14 protein-coding genes and 1 tRNA gene are annotated in these 18769 nt (G+C 42.3%); 8 read left to right on the forward strand and 7 right to left on the reverse strand.

Features of this window, described 5'->3' with window-relative positions; translation table 11 throughout:
• Nucleotides 1-75: 75 nt before the first annotated feature.
• Nucleotides 76-1071 carry a hypothetical protein gene (locus tag F1644_RS10105; protein WP_118303851.1) on the reverse strand — a complete coding sequence of 332 codons (996 nt, stop codon included), beginning with the start codon at nucleotides 1069-1071 and terminating at the stop codon, nucleotides 76-78.
• 78 nt (nucleotides 1072-1149) lie between these two features.
• Nucleotides 1150-2319: a multidrug effflux MFS transporter gene (locus F1644_RS10110; protein ID WP_118303849.1), complete on the reverse strand. Its 1170-nt coding sequence runs from the start codon at nucleotides 2317-2319 to the stop codon at nucleotides 1150-1152.
• A 144-nt stretch (nucleotides 2320-2463) separates the two neighbouring features.
• On the opposite strand from F1644_RS10110, the gene F1644_RS10115 reads away from it, so the two are divergent.
• On the forward strand, nucleotides 2464-3351 hold the full coding sequence (locus F1644_RS10115) for a helix-turn-helix domain-containing protein (protein WP_158571848.1): 888 nt from the start codon (nucleotides 2464-2466) through the stop codon (nucleotides 3349-3351).
• Between the two features lie 48 nt (nucleotides 3352-3399).
• Complete coding sequence (locus F1644_RS10120) at nucleotides 3400-4488, forward strand: linear amide C-N hydrolase (protein WP_118303846.1); 1089 nt, start codon at nucleotides 3400-3402, stop codon at nucleotides 4486-4488.
• A 53-nt stretch (nucleotides 4489-4541) separates the two neighbouring features.
• On the opposite strand, the gene F1644_RS10125 is transcribed toward F1644_RS10120, so the two are convergent.
• From F1644_RS10125 to F1644_RS10135, 3 genes are all read right to left on the reverse strand, one after another.
• Nucleotides 4542-4976: a PepSY-like domain-containing protein gene (locus F1644_RS10125; RefSeq protein ID WP_087421443.1), complete on the reverse strand. Its 435-nt coding sequence runs from the start codon at nucleotides 4974-4976 to the stop codon at nucleotides 4542-4544.
• Between the two features lie 386 nt (nucleotides 4977-5362).
• On the reverse strand, nucleotides 5363-6658 hold the full coding sequence (locus tag F1644_RS10130; RefSeq protein WP_118304024.1) for an MATE family efflux transporter: 1296 nt from the start codon (nucleotides 6656-6658) through the stop codon (nucleotides 5363-5365).
• 105 nt (nucleotides 6659-6763) lie between these two features.
• A complete protein-coding gene (locus F1644_RS10135; protein WP_118304022.1) occupies nucleotides 6764-7687 on the reverse strand; it encodes an alpha/beta hydrolase in 924 nt (307 codons plus the stop codon).
• A gap of 213 nt (nucleotides 7688-7900) precedes the next feature.
• On the opposite strand from F1644_RS10135, the gene F1644_RS10140 reads away from it, so the two are divergent.
• Together F1644_RS10140 and F1644_RS10145 are read left to right on the forward strand one after the other, a co-directional pair.
• Nucleotides 7901-8233, forward strand: a complete 333-nt coding sequence (locus F1644_RS10140) for a hypothetical protein (RefSeq protein WP_087421441.1) — start codon at nucleotides 7901-7903, stop codon at nucleotides 8231-8233.
• Nucleotides 8230-8874 carry a nucleotidyl transferase AbiEii/AbiGii toxin family protein gene (locus F1644_RS10145; protein WP_118303844.1) on the forward strand — a complete coding sequence of 215 codons (645 nt, stop codon included), beginning with the start codon at nucleotides 8230-8232 and terminating at the stop codon, nucleotides 8872-8874. The genes F1644_RS10140 and F1644_RS10145 overlap by 4 nt, the downstream gene beginning before the upstream one ends.
• Before the next feature lie 105 nt (nucleotides 8875-8979).
• On the opposite strand, the gene F1644_RS10150 is transcribed toward F1644_RS10145, so the two are convergent.
• Nucleotides 8980-9064, reverse strand: a tRNA-Leu gene (locus F1644_RS10150).
• A gap of 362 nt (nucleotides 9065-9426) precedes the next feature.
• Between F1644_RS10150 and F1644_RS10155 the strand changes: the two genes are divergently transcribed.
• Complete coding sequence (locus F1644_RS10155; protein WP_118303842.1) at nucleotides 9427-11835, forward strand: TonB-dependent receptor; 2409 nt, start codon at nucleotides 9427-9429, stop codon at nucleotides 11833-11835.
• Nucleotides 11836-11861: 26 nt separating this feature from the next.
• Nucleotides 11862-12479, forward strand: coding sequence for an HAD family hydrolase (locus F1644_RS10160; protein WP_118303840.1), 618 nt, complete (start codon nucleotides 11862-11864; stop codon nucleotides 12477-12479).
• 18 nt (nucleotides 12480-12497) lie between these two features.
• Here F1644_RS10160 and F1644_RS10165 read toward each other — a convergent pair whose 3' ends face one another.
• Nucleotides 12498-13883, reverse strand: a complete 1386-nt coding sequence (locus F1644_RS10165; RefSeq protein WP_118303838.1) for an MATE family efflux transporter — start codon at nucleotides 13881-13883, stop codon at nucleotides 12498-12500.
• Nucleotides 13884-14083: 200 nt separating this feature from the next.
• Here F1644_RS10165 and F1644_RS10170 point away from each other — a divergent pair, with 200 nt between their 5' ends.
• Nucleotides 14084-15253: a FecR family protein gene (locus F1644_RS10170; protein ID WP_118303836.1), complete on the forward strand. Its 1170-nt coding sequence runs from the start codon at nucleotides 14084-14086 to the stop codon at nucleotides 15251-15253.
• A gap of 79 nt (nucleotides 15254-15332) precedes the next feature.
• Entirely contained in the window at nucleotides 15333-18752 is a 3420-nt protein-coding gene (locus tag F1644_RS10175; protein WP_229782403.1) for a SusC/RagA family TonB-linked outer membrane protein, read from the forward strand.
• Nucleotides 18753-18769 lie beyond the last annotated feature (17 nt).

Raw genomic sequence — 18769 nt, forward strand, 5'->3', positions numbered from 1 at the left:
AATATTAACAAAAAACATTTACAGTAACCACATATTTCCTCACAGATTACGCCATGTTAGTATTGTCCTTCCGTCTCACTCTTTTTTACTCTCCTTATCCACCAATGCATCCAGATCTTGCACCAAATAATCATCTTTCACCCGGTAAAGAAGATTTCTTCGTGTCCCGGAGAAAGGTTGTTCAACCCCTATAAAAACCTCGCTCTTTCCAAGTTCCTTTAGCACGTAAGGCTGAAAAATATCAGCCACATTCTTTATCACGTGCCGCTTGGATAAAAAATACTTAGCCGCTTTTTCTTCTACATAACCATTTCTCGTTATCACGTAAAATGTCGAGTCTGTATCGAACACAACCCCAAGCCGGCTGGATAACACCCCATCATAATAAACAAGAGCCTGAAACTGATAAATATTATCCAATTTCAATTGTACAGCCCCATATCCTTCCTGCCGTTCATAACAAAGATGATATTTATTATTCTGAAAATAGTACGTAAATCCTTCCACTATTCTATCACGTTCATTTTTAGGCCTGTATATTTTATTGGCTAGCACCTTATTTACTAACGGAGAGACATTTTTCCTCAAGATCTTATTTATCTCCGCCCGACTCAGGGATGTATGCGTTTGCGGTCCCCAATAACGAGTCTCGATAACCGTGTCTCGTTGATTTTTCACAACAGAGGCTTTATTTTTTATCCCATACTCTATTAATTGGAGTGCCTTCACCGCATCATACGTCTTCTCATGCACGTGAAACACCAACGTATCGCCCGATTTTCCTCGCTTGTACCATAATTTATATTCGGGAACAATATCTTCCACATAAGAATGCTTGAAATCGAGATAAATCGGTTGCTTACAACCCAGTTCCTTGGATAACATCTCTACCAGCCGAGCAATAATATGAGATTTATATCTTTCCTCGTGATTGCTGAAACCACACGAATACGTAACCCGGACATTACCGAAATCTTTTGTAAATCCCCAATCCGAATGGCCCCATGCCGGTAGTACCGACAAAATAAATACCATCACCACCAAACTGTTTTTTATCTTACTCGTCTTCATTATCATATTATTTTGCACGACATTCTTTACAAATATAAAGATTTCAGAAGACAAATTACTTGCACATTCAGAATATTCTCAAGCTCTCGCCATTTTCAACACCTTCCAAGTACAAACCAGAATCAACACGCAACACACGAACATAATAGCACTCGTCGAGTAAAGAATATTTCCCATACCCGTTAAAGGAGAAACAATCCCTCCTCCCAAGAAGGTCAAGAAACCGAGTATTGCAGAGGCCGTCCCCGAATTCTGCCTTTCCAGATTCAAAGCCAGCGTCGTGGAAGTCGGCAGTATAATTCCCAAGAAAAAAAGAAACAGGAAAAAGACAATCTCAATAATGATAACGGATAATTCCATGCAGAGAGCCGCCCCGGTGCAACAGCACAGGAACATAAATCCCCATACACCCACTCGCAAAGCATGTTCATTCGACCGGAAACGAACCACACTCAGACTACCCAACATGATTGCCACGGCATTGCAGGCAAAACAAACGCTATACATAACAGGAGAAAGATGGTAATGTTCCTGAAAAACAAACGGCGAAGATGCGATATATGAAAACATCACTCCCATTCCCAAGACTTGAATCGACACGAAATACATGAATTTCCGATGCCGCAACACCTCTTTATAATAAACAAACCGCTCTTTCAACTCCCCTTGTAATCGGTTTTCTTTAGACAAAGAATCATGAAACCTTAACAAAACCAGCAACAACAATATCCCGATTAACACCAGCAACCCGAATATTCCCCGCCAATTCGTCACCAATAGCAACAGCCCTCCCAACACAGGCGCACAAATCGGAGCTAATCCCTGCACGCAAGCCAGCATGGAAAAGAATTTCGCCAAATCCTTTCCCCCGTACAAATCAGTCGCTATCGACTTGGAAATCACGATTCCCCCCGCACCCGAAAATCCTTGGATAAAACGAGCCAGAATAAAAATCTCTATACTAGGCGAGAAGACACAGCCAATCGATGACAAAACAAAGAAGAACATCGAGATCACTAACGGCCGCTTTCTTCCAAATTTATCACTCACCGGACCCAAAAATATCTGTCCCACAGCCAACCCGATCATACTAAACGTCAAACTCAACTGCACCTGCGAGGCTGTCGTATCAAAATAAGTCACCAAATTGGGAAATGCCGGCAAGTAAAAGTCCGTCACGAAAGGCCCTAGGGCCGAAACCATTCCGACGACAATAAGTATGTAAATTTTCGAATTTTTCTGTTCCATAATCTCTAGTTTTTATCATTTTTACATCGCGAATATCCCCAACATTCTACAAACATTTTCGTCCTAATCATCCACAGATTTGCCCTATAATGCTTTTTCGTGCAAATATCTTATCTTTGTTTCCGGAACATGAAACCAGAGTACATGCAAAAAGGAAATGACATACCAAACAGCACGACAATCCCCTCTCTTGGAAATTTCTTCATTTCCATGTTAAGCAAGGAATCCTTCATCCAATTATTTCCGCTCCACAAGCCACGACGTAACGACATCAACGGCCTGACCGTCATCATGATTACCGCCGGAGAAGGTCATTTGAAAATCAATACTAAAGACCACCTCGTTCACCCCGGCACGTTAATCTCTCTTTTACCTTTCCACCTGATCGAGAATCATTACCTGTCAGATGATTTCGCTTGTAAATACCTGTCTTACAGCTTTGACTTCATGGTTGATTTCCCGTTCGTTCTCAAATCGGGGACCTCGGAAAGAATAGGCAACAAACCCTACCTATCCTTAACAAACGAAGAATTCAACCACCTGGACGAATTCTTCGTTTTTATTTCCCACCAGGCAGCCAGACTCGATCATCCCTCCCGGGAGGAGATCACCAAAGCCTTACTTTTCTCCTTCATCGCGGAACTCAGTTTCATTTACTCTCACCAAACCGTACTCGTGGGTACCAATCGCCAAAAACAAATTGTAGACGATTTCTTCCGGCTATTGCACCAGCACCACAAACAAGAACGCTCCCCATCGTTCTATGCCGACAAACTTTGCATGACATCGAAATACCTATCGAGCATACTGAAACAAACCACCGATTGCTCCCTCTACCAGTGGATAACGAATTTCAGCCTGCAAGAAGCCAAAGTATTATTGAGATCATCGGACATGAGTATCATCCAGATTTCCGAGGAACTTAACTACCCGAACTCTTCCTTTTTCGCCCGCTTTTTCAAAAAACACACGGGCATGACCCCCCTACAATTCAGAAACAACAAGCAAGTTCATGAAACTTCCGAAGAATGAAACAAAAAGCCGTTTTCCCCGTTATCTTAAAATAAAAACAATGCTCTTATGAAACAGAAATTATCAATAACCCTATGGGTGATATTGCCCCTTATCACCTTCTTCCCCAGAGGACTCAAAGCCTGCACCGGAATCACGTTGAAAGCCAAGGATGGTTCCTGCATCGTGGCCCGCACCATAGAATGGGGAGGTAGCAATCTCAATAGCCAATATGTTGTCGTACCAAGAGAATATAAACAACAATCCTACATTCCCGGCGGCACAACAGAAGGGATGATTTTCACGGCTCGCTACGGGTATATCGGGCTAGCCGTGGAGCAAGAACAATTCGTGGCAGAAGGACTGAATGAGGCAGGACTCTCTGCCGGACTGTTTTACTTCCCGCAATACGGGAAATATGAAACTTATAATCCCAAAGAAAAAGCATCCAGCATTGCCGATCTACAACTCGTTTCATGGATATTGGGCAGTTGCAAGACCGTGGACGAAGTAAAAGAATCCATCAAAAAAGTTCATGTCATCGGTATCGATCCGAGGGCATCTACCGCCCACTGGCGTTTTGCCGACACCACCGGACGCCAGATCGTTCTCGAAATCATCAATGAAAAACCGATCTTTTACGAGAACAAACTAGGTGTACTGACCAACTCCCCAAGTTTCGACTGGCAGATGACAAACCTGAATAACCATGTCAACTTGATTCCCGGTATGGCCCCCTCCCAACAACTAGACGGAGTGACTCTTACTTCTTTCGGAAACGGAAGTGGTTTTCTTGGTATACCGGGCGATATCACCCCTCCCTCCCGATTTGTCCGTGCCGCTTTCTATCAAGCAACCGCACCACGGCAAGAGACAGGGCAACAATCCGTTATTCAATGTTTCCAAATACTGAATAATTTTGACATACCCATCGGAATAGAGTTCGCTCCCGATCAAACTCCTGTTGATATTCCAAGTGCCACGCAATGGACCTCGGCAACCGACATGACGAACCGCATGATCTACTATCGTACCATGTACGATAGCGCCATCCGTTGCATCGATCTCCGTAAGATCAATTTTGCCCGGGTAAAATATCAAACAGAGCCTCTCGACAGAGTAAACCAGCAACCGATAATCCCGATTCGGATCGGATAATAAAATAGAGGGGCCACTCAAGCAGTCCCTCTACACACACGTTCACTTTATCTTTAATCGTCAATATCCACTACCTGAAACTTATTATTGAATTTAATCTCCAAGCGATTTGACAATTTGATCTCATATCCTTCCGAATCATGCTCGATCTCTAAAATTTTTGCCTCCGGATAATTGGCCTTCACATATTTAAGTATCGCTTCCGGAATAATGGCAGCAGGAACCTCACCTGTCTTGCATTTCACCTCTGTCCAATCTCCCGATTTATCGAATTCCAACTTTTCCCCGCTTGCAAACACCACATCATAACTCTTGTAAAACAAACCCGTCTCCTGTGTTATCAATGCCACTTTCTGATCTTTAAAATAAGTCGTGATAAACGTCTGCGCCTTCGCCGGTAACTGATTCATCTCAATCGGCTTGTCATTATCAGCCTTTACTATCGTCATCGAGAATAAACATACGAGTAAAAAAACAATCTTTTTCATATTCTTCTATTTTTAATGGGTTACTATTTTATTATTTACATGACAAAAATATCCCCCGAATCTGAAAAGAATCTGGAAAAATTAAGAACCTGTTTAAATTTCGCATGGATAAGATAAAAATATCGAGTGTCAGTTGTTCAAAAGACAGGCTATCCAATACAAAATAGTTATCCACGAACAAGTTTTTACCACTTCCATGGTATGCTGTTACACTATTGTTTGGCTAGGTCTTCTCCGTGCTTTCTCCGTGTCACTTGCGAGTGATCGCCGGAGGAAATACATTTGAACACAGCACAAATCGAGACGGAGTCATATTGGAACATTAAAGGAACATCGAAGGGACATTGGCACGCCCTAGGGGTAATCAAAATTTTGTTCAACAAAATTTAAACAGACTTTAAAATACCCGATCTCGTGACTCTCGAGAACAATCTACGATAATACCACAACCCGACAATATCAGCCAAGAACCAACCAATAGGGATTGACCACCAGATTCCCACAACCCCGATAGCCGGAATCGCGGATAAAGCATAAGCCAAAGCGACACGAGTTCCCAAAGAAATAACAGTCAGCACGACCGACATCCCCGGTTTCCGAATCCCCCGATAGAAACCATACAACAGGAACAAGCAACCGATTCCACAATAAAAAGCCCCTTCGATTCGCAGGTACTGAACCCCGATAGAAATAATTTCCGTTTCATGTACCGGAACAAAAATCAACATCAAGGGACGGGCAAACGCAAATACAAGAAGAGAAATAAACACGCAGAAAATAGTTGCAGAAACAACCGCCACCCGGATTCCATCTCGAATACGTTTCATTTGTCCGGCTCCAAAATTCTGGGCTATAAACGTCGAGAAGGCGTTCCCGAAATCCTGCACGGGCATATAAGCAAACGAATCTATTTTAACCGCGGCCGCAAACGCTGCCATCACGGCAACCCCGAAACTATTGATCAATCCCTGTACCATCAATATACCGAAATTCATCACGGACTGCTGGGCGCAAGTCAAGGATGAATAAACCGCAATTTCCCTTACCGTTTGCCACTTCATGCACATATCTTCACGCCGAATTCGAAACTCCGGGAATTTCCGGATCGTGTAAACACAAAGTCCAACCCCCGAAACGGCCTGCGCGATAACAGTTGCCCATGCCGCTCCTTTCACTCCCCAATCACACCACAAAATAAAAATCAAATCAAGCGCAATATTCAAAACAACCGCCACTCCTAAAAACCACAATGGCACGACGGAATTACCTATCGCACGCAGTAACGAGGCATAATAATTATAGATAAAGGTGAACCCGAGGCCCCAAAAGATTACCCAAAGATAATCACGCATCAACGGGTAAACATCTTCCGGGACTTGCAATAATCTCAGTATGGGATCAATCCATACGAAAACAGCGACATTCAAAACCAAAGTAACCAAGCCTATTAACACCAAAGAAACAAAAATACTACGTTTCAATGCCTCCCGGTCTCCCGCCCCATATTGCAGAGAAAAAATGGCCCCACTCCCCATGCACAACCCCAAAAGTACCGAAGTCAGAAATATCATCAACGAGTAAGCCGATCCGACCGCCGCCAACGCATTCGCCCCTAAAAACTGCCCCACGATCAGCGTGTCGGCAATATTATAGAATTGTTGCAACAGATTCCCTAAAATCATGGGTACAGCAAACCACAACAACCCAAGAGTTATATTTCCGGTCGTTAGACCCCGATCCTTTTTTATACCGTTAAACGCCACGTCCCTCTCTGAAAAACGTAAATACTATTTTTGTTGCAACAACCACTCTATCAACTCTCTATTGTCAACAATACTCCAAGAATGTGGATGTCGGTTATTATCCGGCTTCCGATACCCTTTATTCTGAGTTACAATAAGAGCAGCCCTGTCGTTACCCAACCTTTTCAATTCATTAACCATTGCGGAACAATCAATGATATTCAAACCAAAGACATCCGTTTCCCGTTCATCAAGCCACCATTGAATATCAGGTTCTATATATATCCTGATCGGCACATTCAACAGCCTTTTTATAGCAGCTTGCGTCGTGTCGGAAAGCGAATAAGGAGATATTTCGTGATAATTCTTCAATGCCGTCTGAGGCGTTCCACCCATGATTTGCTCGATCCTTGAAAGCAAATAAAGATATATGTTCTCTTGGTCAGCCCCACCCTTTCCAAACAACACGACATCCCGTTTTGTAGAGTTATAAAACCGTTCAAAATCCAACGGGGAGTCGATAGCAAAAACAGCTTTGGGCTTTTTATCTGCCGTTTCCGCAAATTTTACCACCGTACTTCCTCCCATCGAAAAGCCACCAAGATAATATTCCGAATTCTGCAATTTATACCTATTCGTCACATCATCAACGATTCGATGAAATGCCTGCTGGCTCAAACTATCAAAGCCAAACGAAGAAACGCCATCTTGAAAAGTAGGTATAATGGTCAAAATTCCCTTTTTCGCCGTTTCAACAGGCAGTTTTGTTTGTAGCAAAACATCCTCTGCCGTTTCACCAAATCCCGGCACCAAAAACAAATATCCCACCCATGGTAGCGAGTCCGGATAAATAATCGTGTAGCAATTCCTTGTCGTATCATTCTTATCAAGAAATACTTTTTCTATCTTTTGAGCAGAAAGTTCCGCCATCATTAGAAAGGATAGAATAATCAACGAACATCTATACATATATAATCTTAGTTTACAATTCATTATCTCCTTCCACGCTTTCCCTGTTTTACTTTTCAAATATACAAAAAGATTTGTCCCTTCCTATCCAAAGAAAAGTACTCGAACTTTCCGGCAATTCTGCCTTTTAATATTTAACAACCTGTCACTTCTGACTGTTTTGTTTTATCTCCAACAATCGTTATCTTTGTCAAAAGAGTAACGAATAATACCATGTCAGTAGATGCACTAAAACTTAACTTGTTAGAAAAACTAAAACAAGAACATCGCTTTTGGTCTTTCAAGGATGACTCAATTAAAGAAGTTTCAGATGACATATTAATTGAAAAAACCTTGTTATATCTAGACATGGACGAGATTAAACAACTATTTTCAATTTACCCACTCAAAAAAATAAAACAGGTTTGGTTGGATTATTTGATACCACAAGGAGATTATCTATACACCCTGAACCGTTTTCTTGCATGGTACTTTTTTAAAATAAAAAAGCCCGATGCATACATAAAAGCCATGGAAACCCGTCATTCAAACAAGTTATTACGATGAAAGGCCTAGCACCTCATACAAGAGAAATTTTTGAATCCGTTTCAAAACTAGAACATATAAAGTCCTATACTCTCGTGGGTGGCACAGCCTTGTCCTTGCAATTAGGAACTCGCCAGAGCGAGGATTTGGATTTTATGAAATGGCGTACAAGCAAGAGTGAGAAGATGGAAGTCGCCTGGTTTCAAATAGAAAAAGAACTTGCCACTATCGGGGAAATACAGCACCGGGATTTACTGGATATAGATCATGTCGAATTTCTAGTATCTGGAGTAAAGTTCTCTTTTTATGCTTGTGACAAATACTCCCCTGTTAGTGAACCTTTAGAATTTTTGAATAATTTAAAAATAGCTGATATAAAATCTATCGGTGCCATGAAAATGGAAGTCATGTTACGTAGAAGTAATTTCAGAGATTACTATGACATTTATTCCATCCTTAAAAGCGGAACATCAATCCATGATTTAATCACATTAGTTTTAACATACTCCGGACATAAACTGAAATCCAAAAATCTTTTAGCCATACTAACAAATAGTAAACGTTTCAACAGGGATAGCCATTTTGAACAATTACAACCATTATATACCATTTCTCCCCAAGAAATCGAGGAGTATATTAAATCTTGCTTGATAGAAGCGTAAACAAAATTTCTAGCTGATTCTTAATCCCCACGTTCTGATTAATTTACTCTAAAAAAATAACCCTCTCAATCATCTGACCAAGAGGGTTATCTTTCGATTTTTTAGTACCCAGGGCGGGAATCGAACCCGCACGTCTTTAAGGGACACTGGATTTTGAGTCCAGCGCGTCTACCAATTCCGCCACCTGGGCGTGAACTCGGGTGCAAAAGTAGATCTTTTTTCTCAAACTCCAAACAAAATGACATTTTTTTTACAAGAAAAAGCAGAAAATATTTACAACAACATTCTCTCATTTCCATAACCCCAAGAAAATCAATTGCACACTCAAACAACTCTTCGGGTTATAATCTCATACAATCCTGCACACATCGTTGTCATCCTCATGTAACTCTATTGGCAAAGGGCTATGAAAGGGTAATGAAAGGGCCATAAAAGGGCGTGGCCGTATCATTACCCAACTATATCCCCGAATTAAGTTTGGAATTAGTTTAGGTTATCTCCCTGTTGACAAATCAGCTATTTTAATTACTTTTGCAAGAGATACAAAAAAACATGAAAACTATTATACGATTTGTTTTTACCCTATTATTATTTCTTCCACTTTGCCTTTCCGCACAACAAAAAGGTGTCGTGAAAGGACGGGTTTTTGATAGTAAAAACAATGAACCAATACCTTTTGCCAACGTGGTGATTTGGAAAACAAGCATAGGCACGGCAGCCGACGAAAACGGATACTTTCGTATAGAAAACGTGCCTTTGGGTTTCAACCGCCTGGAAGTAAGCAGCATCGGCTACACGACAAAATTATCGGAAGAATTCATGGTAAACACGGCCTCAGAACGCACGGTAAACGTCGGTCTGGAAGAAAGCCAAGTTAACTTGGAACAAGTAACGGTCAAGGCCAATCCATTCCGCAAAGCAGTGGAAAGTCCTGTTTCTTTACAACGCATCGGGATCGCCGAGATAGAGAAAAACCCGGGTGGGAATCGAGATATATCGAAAGTATTACAATCCATGCCGGGAGTCCTTTCCTCTCCCGCTTTCAGAAATGACTTTATTGTTCGAGGTGGAGGCCCCAGCGAAAACCGCTTTTACTTGGATGACGTGGAATTGCCCAACTTGAACCACTTCGCCACACAAGGGGCATCGGGTGGTGTGGTTAGTATCGTGAACATCGATTTCGTGAAGGAGGTAAATTTCTACTCGGGTGCATTCCCTGCTTCCCGGGGAAACCTGATGAGTTCCCTGCTTGACTTCCGCCAAATAGCGGGAAACCCGGACAAAATAAAAGTACGTGGGACTTTAGGGGCAACGGATTTCGGGTTATCGCTGGACGGGCCTCTAGCACCTAAAACCACGTTCATCATGTCCGCCCGCAGGAGTTACCTGAAATTCCTGTTCGATATGATCGGTCTCCCTTTTCTGCCCGTGTATAATGATTTCCAGTTCAAGACGGAAACAAAGTTCAATCAGAAAAACGAATTAACCATACTGGGCATCGGGGCATACGATGTTAATCATCTCAATAAAGGGATGAAAGCTCCCGATGATGACCAAAGATACATGCTCAACTACCTGCCTGAGAGCGTGCAATGGAGTTACACGATCGGAATTACTTACAAACATTACGGGGACCGTTGGAACCACCTTTTCGTACTCAGTCGCAGTACCCTGCAAAACGAGATCGAGAAATACACCAACAACGACAAAAGCCAAGCGAAACTGGTGGATTACAATTCCGGCGAAACGGAGAATAAATTCCGATTCGAACACAATCATTTGTTACGACACGACATCAAGTTGAATGTCGGGGCCGGGATCGAATACGCTACTTACAAAAACAAGACAACAAGAGAATTATACACCCTCGGAGAGTTGAATCATGTACGCTACGACAAGAATTTTGATTTTTTCAAATGGTCTCTTTTCGGGCAAATCAGCAAAAATTTCTTTCTGGAACGTCTCGCAGTTTCGGTAGGAGTCCGAGTTGACGGGAACAGTTACACGTCGGGAATGAACAATCCTTTCAAACAGGTATCACCCCGGTTGTCTCTCTCCTACTCGCTCTCCCCCGAATGGTTTATCAATGCAAATGCCGGACGCTATTATCAACTTCCCTCGTACACCACGATGGGATATGCCGACGAACAAGGAAACCTAGTAAATAAACAAAACGGGTTGAAATATATCGGGACAAACCACTACGTGGTCGGTCTGGAATATCGCCCCGGTAGCCGGACAAAAATCACACTGGAAGGGTTCTACAAAACGTACGACCATTACCCGGTCTCCCTACTGGATAGCATCGTACTTGCCAACAAAGGTACCGATTACGTGGCGGTAGGTGACGAACCCGTGAAATCTCTCGGCGAGGGGCAAGCGTACGGGGTAGAACTGATGGTTCGCACGCAGGAATTTTTCGGGATCGTGGCATCGCTCGCTTACACGTATTACTATTCCGAGTTCAAGAAAATGGATCATGACCTGCACCCGATCTCGGAATATATTCCCAGCAGTTGGGACAACCGCCATATCCTTTCCCTCACGGCAACCCGCAAGTTAGGTCTCTGGGATATAGGTATGAAATGGCGAATCACGAACGGGGCTCCCTTCACTCCTTATGATGCAGAGACCAGTTCACTAATAGCAGCTTGGGATGCCAAGCGGCAACCTTATCTTGACTACTCCCGTTTCAATAGCGAACGGGCCTCCTCGTTCCACCAGCTGGACATTCGGGTTGACCGGAGTTTTTATTTCAAAAAATGGTCATTAATCCTGTATGCCGATATACAGAATATCTATAACCACAAGACGAAAAGCCCCGATCTGCTCGTACCGCAGGAGAACCCGGACGGAAGTTACAAAATCGACCCCGAACACCCGGATCACTACCTGATGAGATACATCAAAAATGACACGGGAACATTATTACCGTCCGTGGGTATTATTATTGATTTTTAAATAGATAACCGATTAACACTGAAAATATGAAGAATATTATTTTTGACCTGGGAGGAGTTGTTGTTGAATGGAATGCCAAACGAGTAATTGAAACCTTTAGAGGGAATCCTATTCTCGTGAATTTTGTCAGAGAGAACCGTCTTTTCCTGAACGATTGGCGGGACTACGACCGGGGAGACGTCACTCGCCAAGAACTGATCAACAAAGTCGCCATCTTATCCGGTTGCCCACCCGAAGACTGTAACGAATTCGTGGAACACGTGAAACATTCATTGGTCTCCATTCCCGAAACTGAAACTTTGATTAAAGAACTTTACGCACGGGGATTCAAACTTTATTGTCTTTCCAATATGTCTGTCGATTTCTACGATTACCTGAAAACACGGGAAGTTTTCAAGTACTTCGACGGGCAAATCATATCCGCCCTAGAACACATGGTGAAACCCGACCGGGAAATTTACGACTTGATTCTAAATCGCTATCATTTAAAACCCGAAGAGTGTCTGTTTATTGATGATTTGGAACCCAACGTGAAGGCCGCACAAGCAGTAGGAATTAACACGGTACATTTCACCGACAGGCACAAAGGCTACGAGGAAATCCGGGAAAGACTAAAGGAGAATGTTCTGAATCCGAAATTATAAATACACGAAATCCGAGAATTACCGAGAACGAGTAGGAGTGCCAACATGATTATTGACATTCCTATCCTTTTTTCGCAAGAAATGATAGAATCGCCAACACATCATTCCCCCGGTAAGCGTTAAGCCCACGGGGTAACCTACCCATATTCCCTCGATTCCCCAATCCAACACGAAACCACAGATATAAGAAACCGGCAACGCAATCACGAAATACCCGATAAAGGAGATCACCGCCATAGAGGTCACGTCTGCCACGCCACGCAAGGCATTAGCAAAAATGATCTGTAAACTGTCACCAAACTGGTAAAATACCAGAATAACCATCAACACGGCAACCAAGTTTACCACATCTTCTGACGAAGTATATAACCACCCGATATGCTCCCGCACCAACAAAAAGAACACGGAAACCGAGATTGCCAATAATCCCAGCAAATGGGTTCCTGCCAAAGTTGCCCGTCGGACTCCAGCAATATCTCCCCGCCCGAAGAAATTACTCACCCGGATAGAAACAGCCGATCCAACTCCATAATAGACCATAAACCCTAACGTGGAGATAGAGGCCACCACCTGATGGGCTGCCAAGGGAACCGTTCCCAACCAACCGATCATAACCCCACTGATACTGAATAATGCTGTCTCCATTCCCATTTGTAAACCGACCATCATCCCCATTCTATTCAGTACTTTCAAATCTCCCGTGTTATAAGTCGTTCGGTGATAGCCGACAAGGTAACGTCGATAAGATTGTTTCCGGAAAAAGAGAATAGCAAAAGCCACGAACATGAAAATTCGCGAGGCCAAAGTAGAAATCCCCGCTCCCGTCAATCCCAATGCCGGAAGTCCCCACACACCATAAATCAAGAGAGAATTCCCAATAATATTCAGCAGGTTAGCCGACAACATAATCCACATGGAAGTCTTTGTATCCGTGATGCCATCAGCAAATTGCTTGAAACTATTAAACATCATGACAAACACGAGAGAGGTCAACTGCAACAGAAAATAAGGCCGAATCAAGGGTAGCAACTCTTCCGGTTGTCCCATCCTATGTACATTCAAGTACATAATTCCCATCGTCACAGAAAGGAATAACCCAATCATAAAATTTGCCAACAGGCTGTTACGTAACAACCCGCCAACCCTGAACTTATCACCTCGACCAAAGAATTGCCCGACCAAAGGTGTCAAGCCATAAGAAAATCCCATCCCGAACAGGATCGGAATATTAAACACGCTATTCACGAAAGAAGCGGCTGCCAAGTCGGACGTACTGAAATGTCCCACCATAATATTATCCACCAATCCGACAACCACAATCCCTAATTGTCCCAACACGATCGGCACCCCGATTTTGATCGTCGCCGAATAATCCTCTCTATATTTTTGCAGCCAATTCATCATGTCTCGTATTTGACGGCAAAAATAGAGAATAATATTCTAAAAACCCTTCGTTTTCCTCTTGGGAATATCTTTGTCTTTTCAGAGCATTCAACAAAAAATCATCTTCCCTTTATAACCTTACCCTATTTCCATTTTCAAAAAAAATAAAAAACAATGTCATACACTTTCAGGGGGACGTTGTTCTATTAATAAAAAAGAAGATGGATTATAACAAACAAGATATCGAATTTGTTTTCACAATTCTGAATCATCGTGAAATGTTAAACGATGAAGTAGTTGCAGAATGGTTAAAAGACCCCGCTCATCTTGCATTAATGACCGACATCACTGTAATCCGGCAAAAGTTATCCAACCAAGATTATAAAAAAATAAAAAAAGAGGTCGGGTTACACATCAAACAGGAAATACGAAAAAACCGGAACCGACGTCTGATAACCTACTGGAGTTCCGGCATAGCAGCTATTTTTATTATCGGACTATTCATCTATCATGGCATTGTTTCTCCGAATATAACGGAAGTTGTTAAGGCTAAAACGGAACTTGCCATCATCACTCCCGGCAGCCACCAAGCCCGTCTGATACTACCTGACGGGGACGTGAGAGAACTCGGCAATCTCACTCAGATAATTGATAATCCACTTATTGAAGGAGTAAAAAATGATTCATTATCAGGTTTAAGTTATTCCCAAGTCAGAATAAACACAAGTAATCTACCGGAATCAGAAATACACAACACTTTAGTCGTTCCCACCGGGGGATTTTATCCACTTGAATTATCCGACGGGACTCAAGTGTGGCTTAATTCCGAATCGGAATTACATTTCCCGGTTAAATTTATATCCGGGAAACGAGAAGTATTTCTAAAAGGAGAAGCCCTTTTCGTTGTAAAAAGAGATAGCACAAAACCATTTATTGTAAATATAAACAACGCTTCCATCGAGGTCTTGGGAACAACATTCAACGTGAATACATACGCAGACAACCAGTGTGTATATACCACACTGGTCAACGGTTCCATAAAATTCATTTCCAACAAAAATAAGCAAGAAGTCATACTAGAACCTGGCACTCAATGTGTCACCGACACGACCACAGGCAACACAAGTATCCAAGAAGTAGACGTGAACAATTATATCGCATGGAAAGAGGGGCGCTTTATTTTTGATGACATGAGTTTAGAACTTATCATGTGTCAATTACAACGTTGGTACGACATTGACGTGTTTTACCAGAATCAAACAATAAAAAAACACAAATTCAGGGGTGTTATAAATAAAGATATGTCCATCGAAAAAGTACTGGACATGATTTCGGAAGCAACTGATATCAGATTCAGCGTGAAAAACAGAACGATTACAGTATACAAATAAGGAGAAAATAGGGATTGTTGTCACCAATCCCTACAAAGTCTCGATATAAAACTTTAGTAATTATTTAACGCACGAAGTTATGAAAAAAAAACGAAGTCAGAACTATTCCTACACGTGTAAAAAATTCATTAAATTATTACGAATTATGAAACTCGTGATCTTTTTTCTATGCGTGAGTCTCACGCATTTATCGGCCCATGTTTATGCTCAGCAGGCATTGGTCAATCTAAAACTAGAAAACACTTCGCTTATACAAATATTGCAAGAAGTGGAAAAGCAACTCAAACAAGATTTCTTTTTCAGTAAAGAAGAGATTAATGTCAAACAGAAGTTATCTATTAATTTTTCAAAAGCGACTTTAGATGAAGTCGTAAGAACCATTTTCGGACCGAATTACAAATACCGGATTATCGATAACGTTATCGTGATTTCTCCCGTGAAGGAGTCCCCGGAAGAGATAAAAAAAATCACGATAAGGGGAAAGGTCATGGATAAAGATTCCATTCCCATTCCCGGCGTCACGATCAAAATTAAAGAAACCAATTTGGGTGTTGCTACCGATAAAGAAGGTAAATTCTCGTTAACCTTTCCCGAAATGAAGAACCCGACTCTTGTGTTCACGTTTATCGGTATGCAAAAACAGGAGATCCCGATACAAACGCAAACAATGTTTCTGAACGTGATTATGCAAGAAGAGACCAAAGCATTAGACGATGTAGTGGTAACAGGATATGCCACGATCCGTAAAGAGAGTTTCACAGGAACCTCCACGAAAGTGAGCAAAGCCGACTTGCTGAAAGTATCACCCCACAATGTGATGAAAGCTCTGGCCGCCTTCGATCCTTCCTTCAAATTGATCCAGAATAATGTCATGGGATCCGATCCGAACACAATGCCAGAATATTACATTCGCGGACGTTCGGGGACCTCAGAATTAAAAGAACTGGATAGATTGACTTCTGATGACGTATCTGAATTTGCCTTGAAAAACAATCCGAGCGCACCGATCTTCATTCTAGACGGGTTCGAAGTTGACATGGAGAAAGTATACGATATGGATGTTAATCGTATCGAGAGTGTTACAATCCTAAAAGATGCAGCCGCCACAGCCGTTTATGGTTCAAGGGCCGCCAACGGAGTGATCGTTATAGAAACATCCGCACCCGTTGCCGGAGAGATACGCATCAGCTATTCCGGTACAGCCTCCCTTACCGCTCCAGATCTCGGTAGTTACAATTTACTGAACGCAAGAGAAGCTTTGGAAGCCGAATATTACGCCGGATTATTCGAATCGGACACGAAGGATGACGGGAACGCAGGAGGTCTGATCAATTATGCCAATCTGTACAACAACATCATCCGGGGGGTTGATACGGATTGGATTTCCAAACCTTTACAAAACGAATTCAATCACAAACACTACCTTTACATCGACGGTGGTAGCGAATCTTTGCGATGGGGCTTGGATTTAAACTACCAACGCAAAGGCGGGGTGATGAAAGGTTCGTACCGGAACGTGAGCGGAGCTGGAATCACAGTTGACTATCGTTATAAAAACTTACAAATCAAAAATCAGGCGACATTTAACCTGATGTCATCTAAAAACTCGCCTTACGGGACATTTAGCAATTACGTGCAAATGAAACCTTATTTAACTCCCCGGAATCCGGAAACAGGCAATTATTACAAGATTTTCAGTATCTACCGAAATATCCGGTCATCCGTGAGCATGCCCGTTTACGTTACCAATCCCCTTTACGAGGCGTCCATTGACAGTTTCGACAAAAGTAAATACAAAGAATTTATTGATAACCTAAGTGTAAGCTGGTATATCAATAATTATTTATTACTAAAAGGCACATTCAGCGCATCCTTTAAATTACAGGATGAAGACATGTACGTGGATCCCAGTTCAGGCACGTTCAGCAATTCGGATATTTACGAAAAGGGGACCTACAAGGATGGAGAAATCAGAACCAGCAAATGGAACTTGAACGCCTTACTATCTTACAACAGGCAGCTTGGTAAGCATAATCTCAATTTCACGCTAGGTGTCGAGGCTTCCGAAACGAAATCAAATTCCACATATGCCTATTATGAAGGATTTGTCGAAGGAGCCGTACCATCTCCAAGCAACGCCTTGATGATCAAGGACGAACCGACATTTCAAGACAGTAATACCCGCCGTTTTGGCACCTATCTGCAATTCAACTACACGTACAACAATATCTATCTATTCGATGTTTCCGGACGTTATGACGGTTCGTCCGCATTTGGTGCCAACAAGAAGATGGGGACGTTCTGGTCTTTCGGAGCGGGGATCAACTTCCACAATTATGCTTTCATGCAGGGAGTGGATTTTTTGAACCAATTCAAGATCAAAGCCACTTACGGACAGACTGGTAAAGCTAATTTTAGTCCCTATCAAGCAAGAACGACTTATAATATGTTATACGATGCTCCCTATAAAGATATGTGGGGTATGACATTAAAAGCCTTAGGTAATGAAGATTTGATGTGGGAGAAAGTGAGGAAATTAAACTTGGGAACTGAAATCTCTCTATTCCAAAATACGTTGTCGTTAAATGTCGACTATTATCACGAGAAGACTATGGATCAAGTGGAAAATATTTCTATTCCATCGTCTTCCGGTTTCAGCACTTACAAAGGTAATGTCGGCGAAGTATTGAATGAAGGAGTAGACATTAAAATCAACGCCAGAATCTATTCCGCTAAAAATTGGGATGTTTATCTTTTTGCCAATGTAAACCACAACAGAAATGTCATCACAAAAATCGGAGACGCTTTAAAAAACTATAACGAACAAATCGACGAGTTCTTTTCCAAATATTCGAGTGATAACACGAACAGCATTTATAGCACCCCCTTCACCAAATACGAGGTCGGAAACTCCTTATCCGCTATTTATGGTATGGAATCCTACGGCATTGATCCCGCCACCGGAGATGAACTCTACATCAAACGAGACGGGACGGTCACTTACACATGGTCATCAGCAGAACAACAATGTTTGGGAGACTCCGATCCGAAAATGTCCGGAACTTGCGGTTTAAACCTAAGATGGAAAAACCTGACATTATACTCGACGTTTTCTTACAGGTGGGGAGGTCAAGCTTATAACAACACGTTAGTTGCAGTGGAAAACGTCAACCTTGAGAAATACAGTGGAGACCGTAGAATCCTAACCGATCGCTGGAAACAAGCCGGAGATCAGGCTACTTTGAAAAGTATCAAGGACCGGACCTATGTTACTCGCCCGACATCCCGATTCGTCCAAGACGACAACACGTTGACTTTTAACTCTTTCTCGCTGGGGTATGATTTAAACCGCCAGCTCGTACAGAGGTGGGGCTTAAGCATGGTACGTTTACAATTCAACATGGAAGATATAGCAACGTTCTCGTCCATCAAGCAAGAGAGAGGAACATCCTACCCTTTTGCCCGAACCTTTAATTTTAGTTTGAACATCACGTTATAACACTTAATGATGCCCAT

The organism is Butyricimonas paravirosa (assembly GCF_032878955.1).
Lineage (GTDB): Bacteria > Bacteroidota > Bacteroidia > Bacteroidales > Marinifilaceae > Butyricimonas > Butyricimonas paravirosa.

Excerpts from the sequence above, each read along its gene's own strand:
- F1644_RS10120 (WP_118303846.1), top strand. The coding sequence starts at position 3,400 with ATGAAACAGAAATTATCAATAACCCTATGGGTGATATTGCCCCTTATC.
- F1644_RS10145 (WP_118303844.1), top strand. The coding sequence starts at position 8,230 with ATGAAAGGCCTAGCACCTCATACAAGAGAAATTTTTGAATCCGTTTCA.
- F1644_RS10110 (WP_118303849.1), bottom strand. The coding sequence starts at position 2,319 with ATGGAACAGAAAAATTCGAAAATTTACATACTTATTGTCGTCGGAATG.
- F1644_RS10160 (WP_118303840.1), top strand. The coding sequence starts at position 11,862 with ATGAAGAATATTATTTTTGACCTGGGAGGAGTTGTTGTTGAATGGAAT.
- F1644_RS10125 (WP_087421443.1), bottom strand. The coding sequence starts at position 4,976 with ATGAAAAAGATTGTTTTTTTACTCGTATGTTTATTCTCGATGACGATA.
- F1644_RS10105 (WP_118303851.1), bottom strand. The coding sequence starts at position 1,071 with ATGAAGACGAGTAAGATAAAAAACAGTTTGGTGGTGATGGTATTTATT.
- F1644_RS10140 (WP_087421441.1), top strand. The coding sequence starts at position 7,901 with ATGTCAGTAGATGCACTAAAACTTAACTTGTTAGAAAAACTAAAACAA.
- F1644_RS10175 (WP_229782403.1), top strand. The coding sequence starts at position 15,333 with ATGAAAAAAAAACGAAGTCAGAACTATTCCTACACGTGTAAAAAATTC.
- F1644_RS10165 (WP_118303838.1), bottom strand. The coding sequence starts at position 13,883 with ATGATGAATTGGCTGCAAAAATATAGAGAGGATTATTCGGCGACGATC.
- F1644_RS10155 (WP_118303842.1), top strand. The coding sequence starts at position 9,427 with ATGAAAACTATTATACGATTTGTTTTTACCCTATTATTATTTCTTCCA.
- F1644_RS10135 (WP_118304022.1), bottom strand. The coding sequence starts at position 7,687 with ATGTATAGATGTTCGTTGATTATTCTATCCTTTCTAATGATGGCGGAA.
- F1644_RS10130 (WP_118304024.1), bottom strand. The coding sequence starts at position 6,658 with ATGATTTTAGGGAATCTGTTGCAACAATTCTATAATATTGCCGACACG.
- F1644_RS10115 (WP_158571848.1), top strand. The coding sequence starts at position 2,464 with ATGCAAAAAGGAAATGACATACCAAACAGCACGACAATCCCCTCTCTT.
- F1644_RS10170 (WP_118303836.1), top strand. The coding sequence starts at position 14,084 with ATGGATTATAACAAACAAGATATCGAATTTGTTTTCACAATTCTGAAT.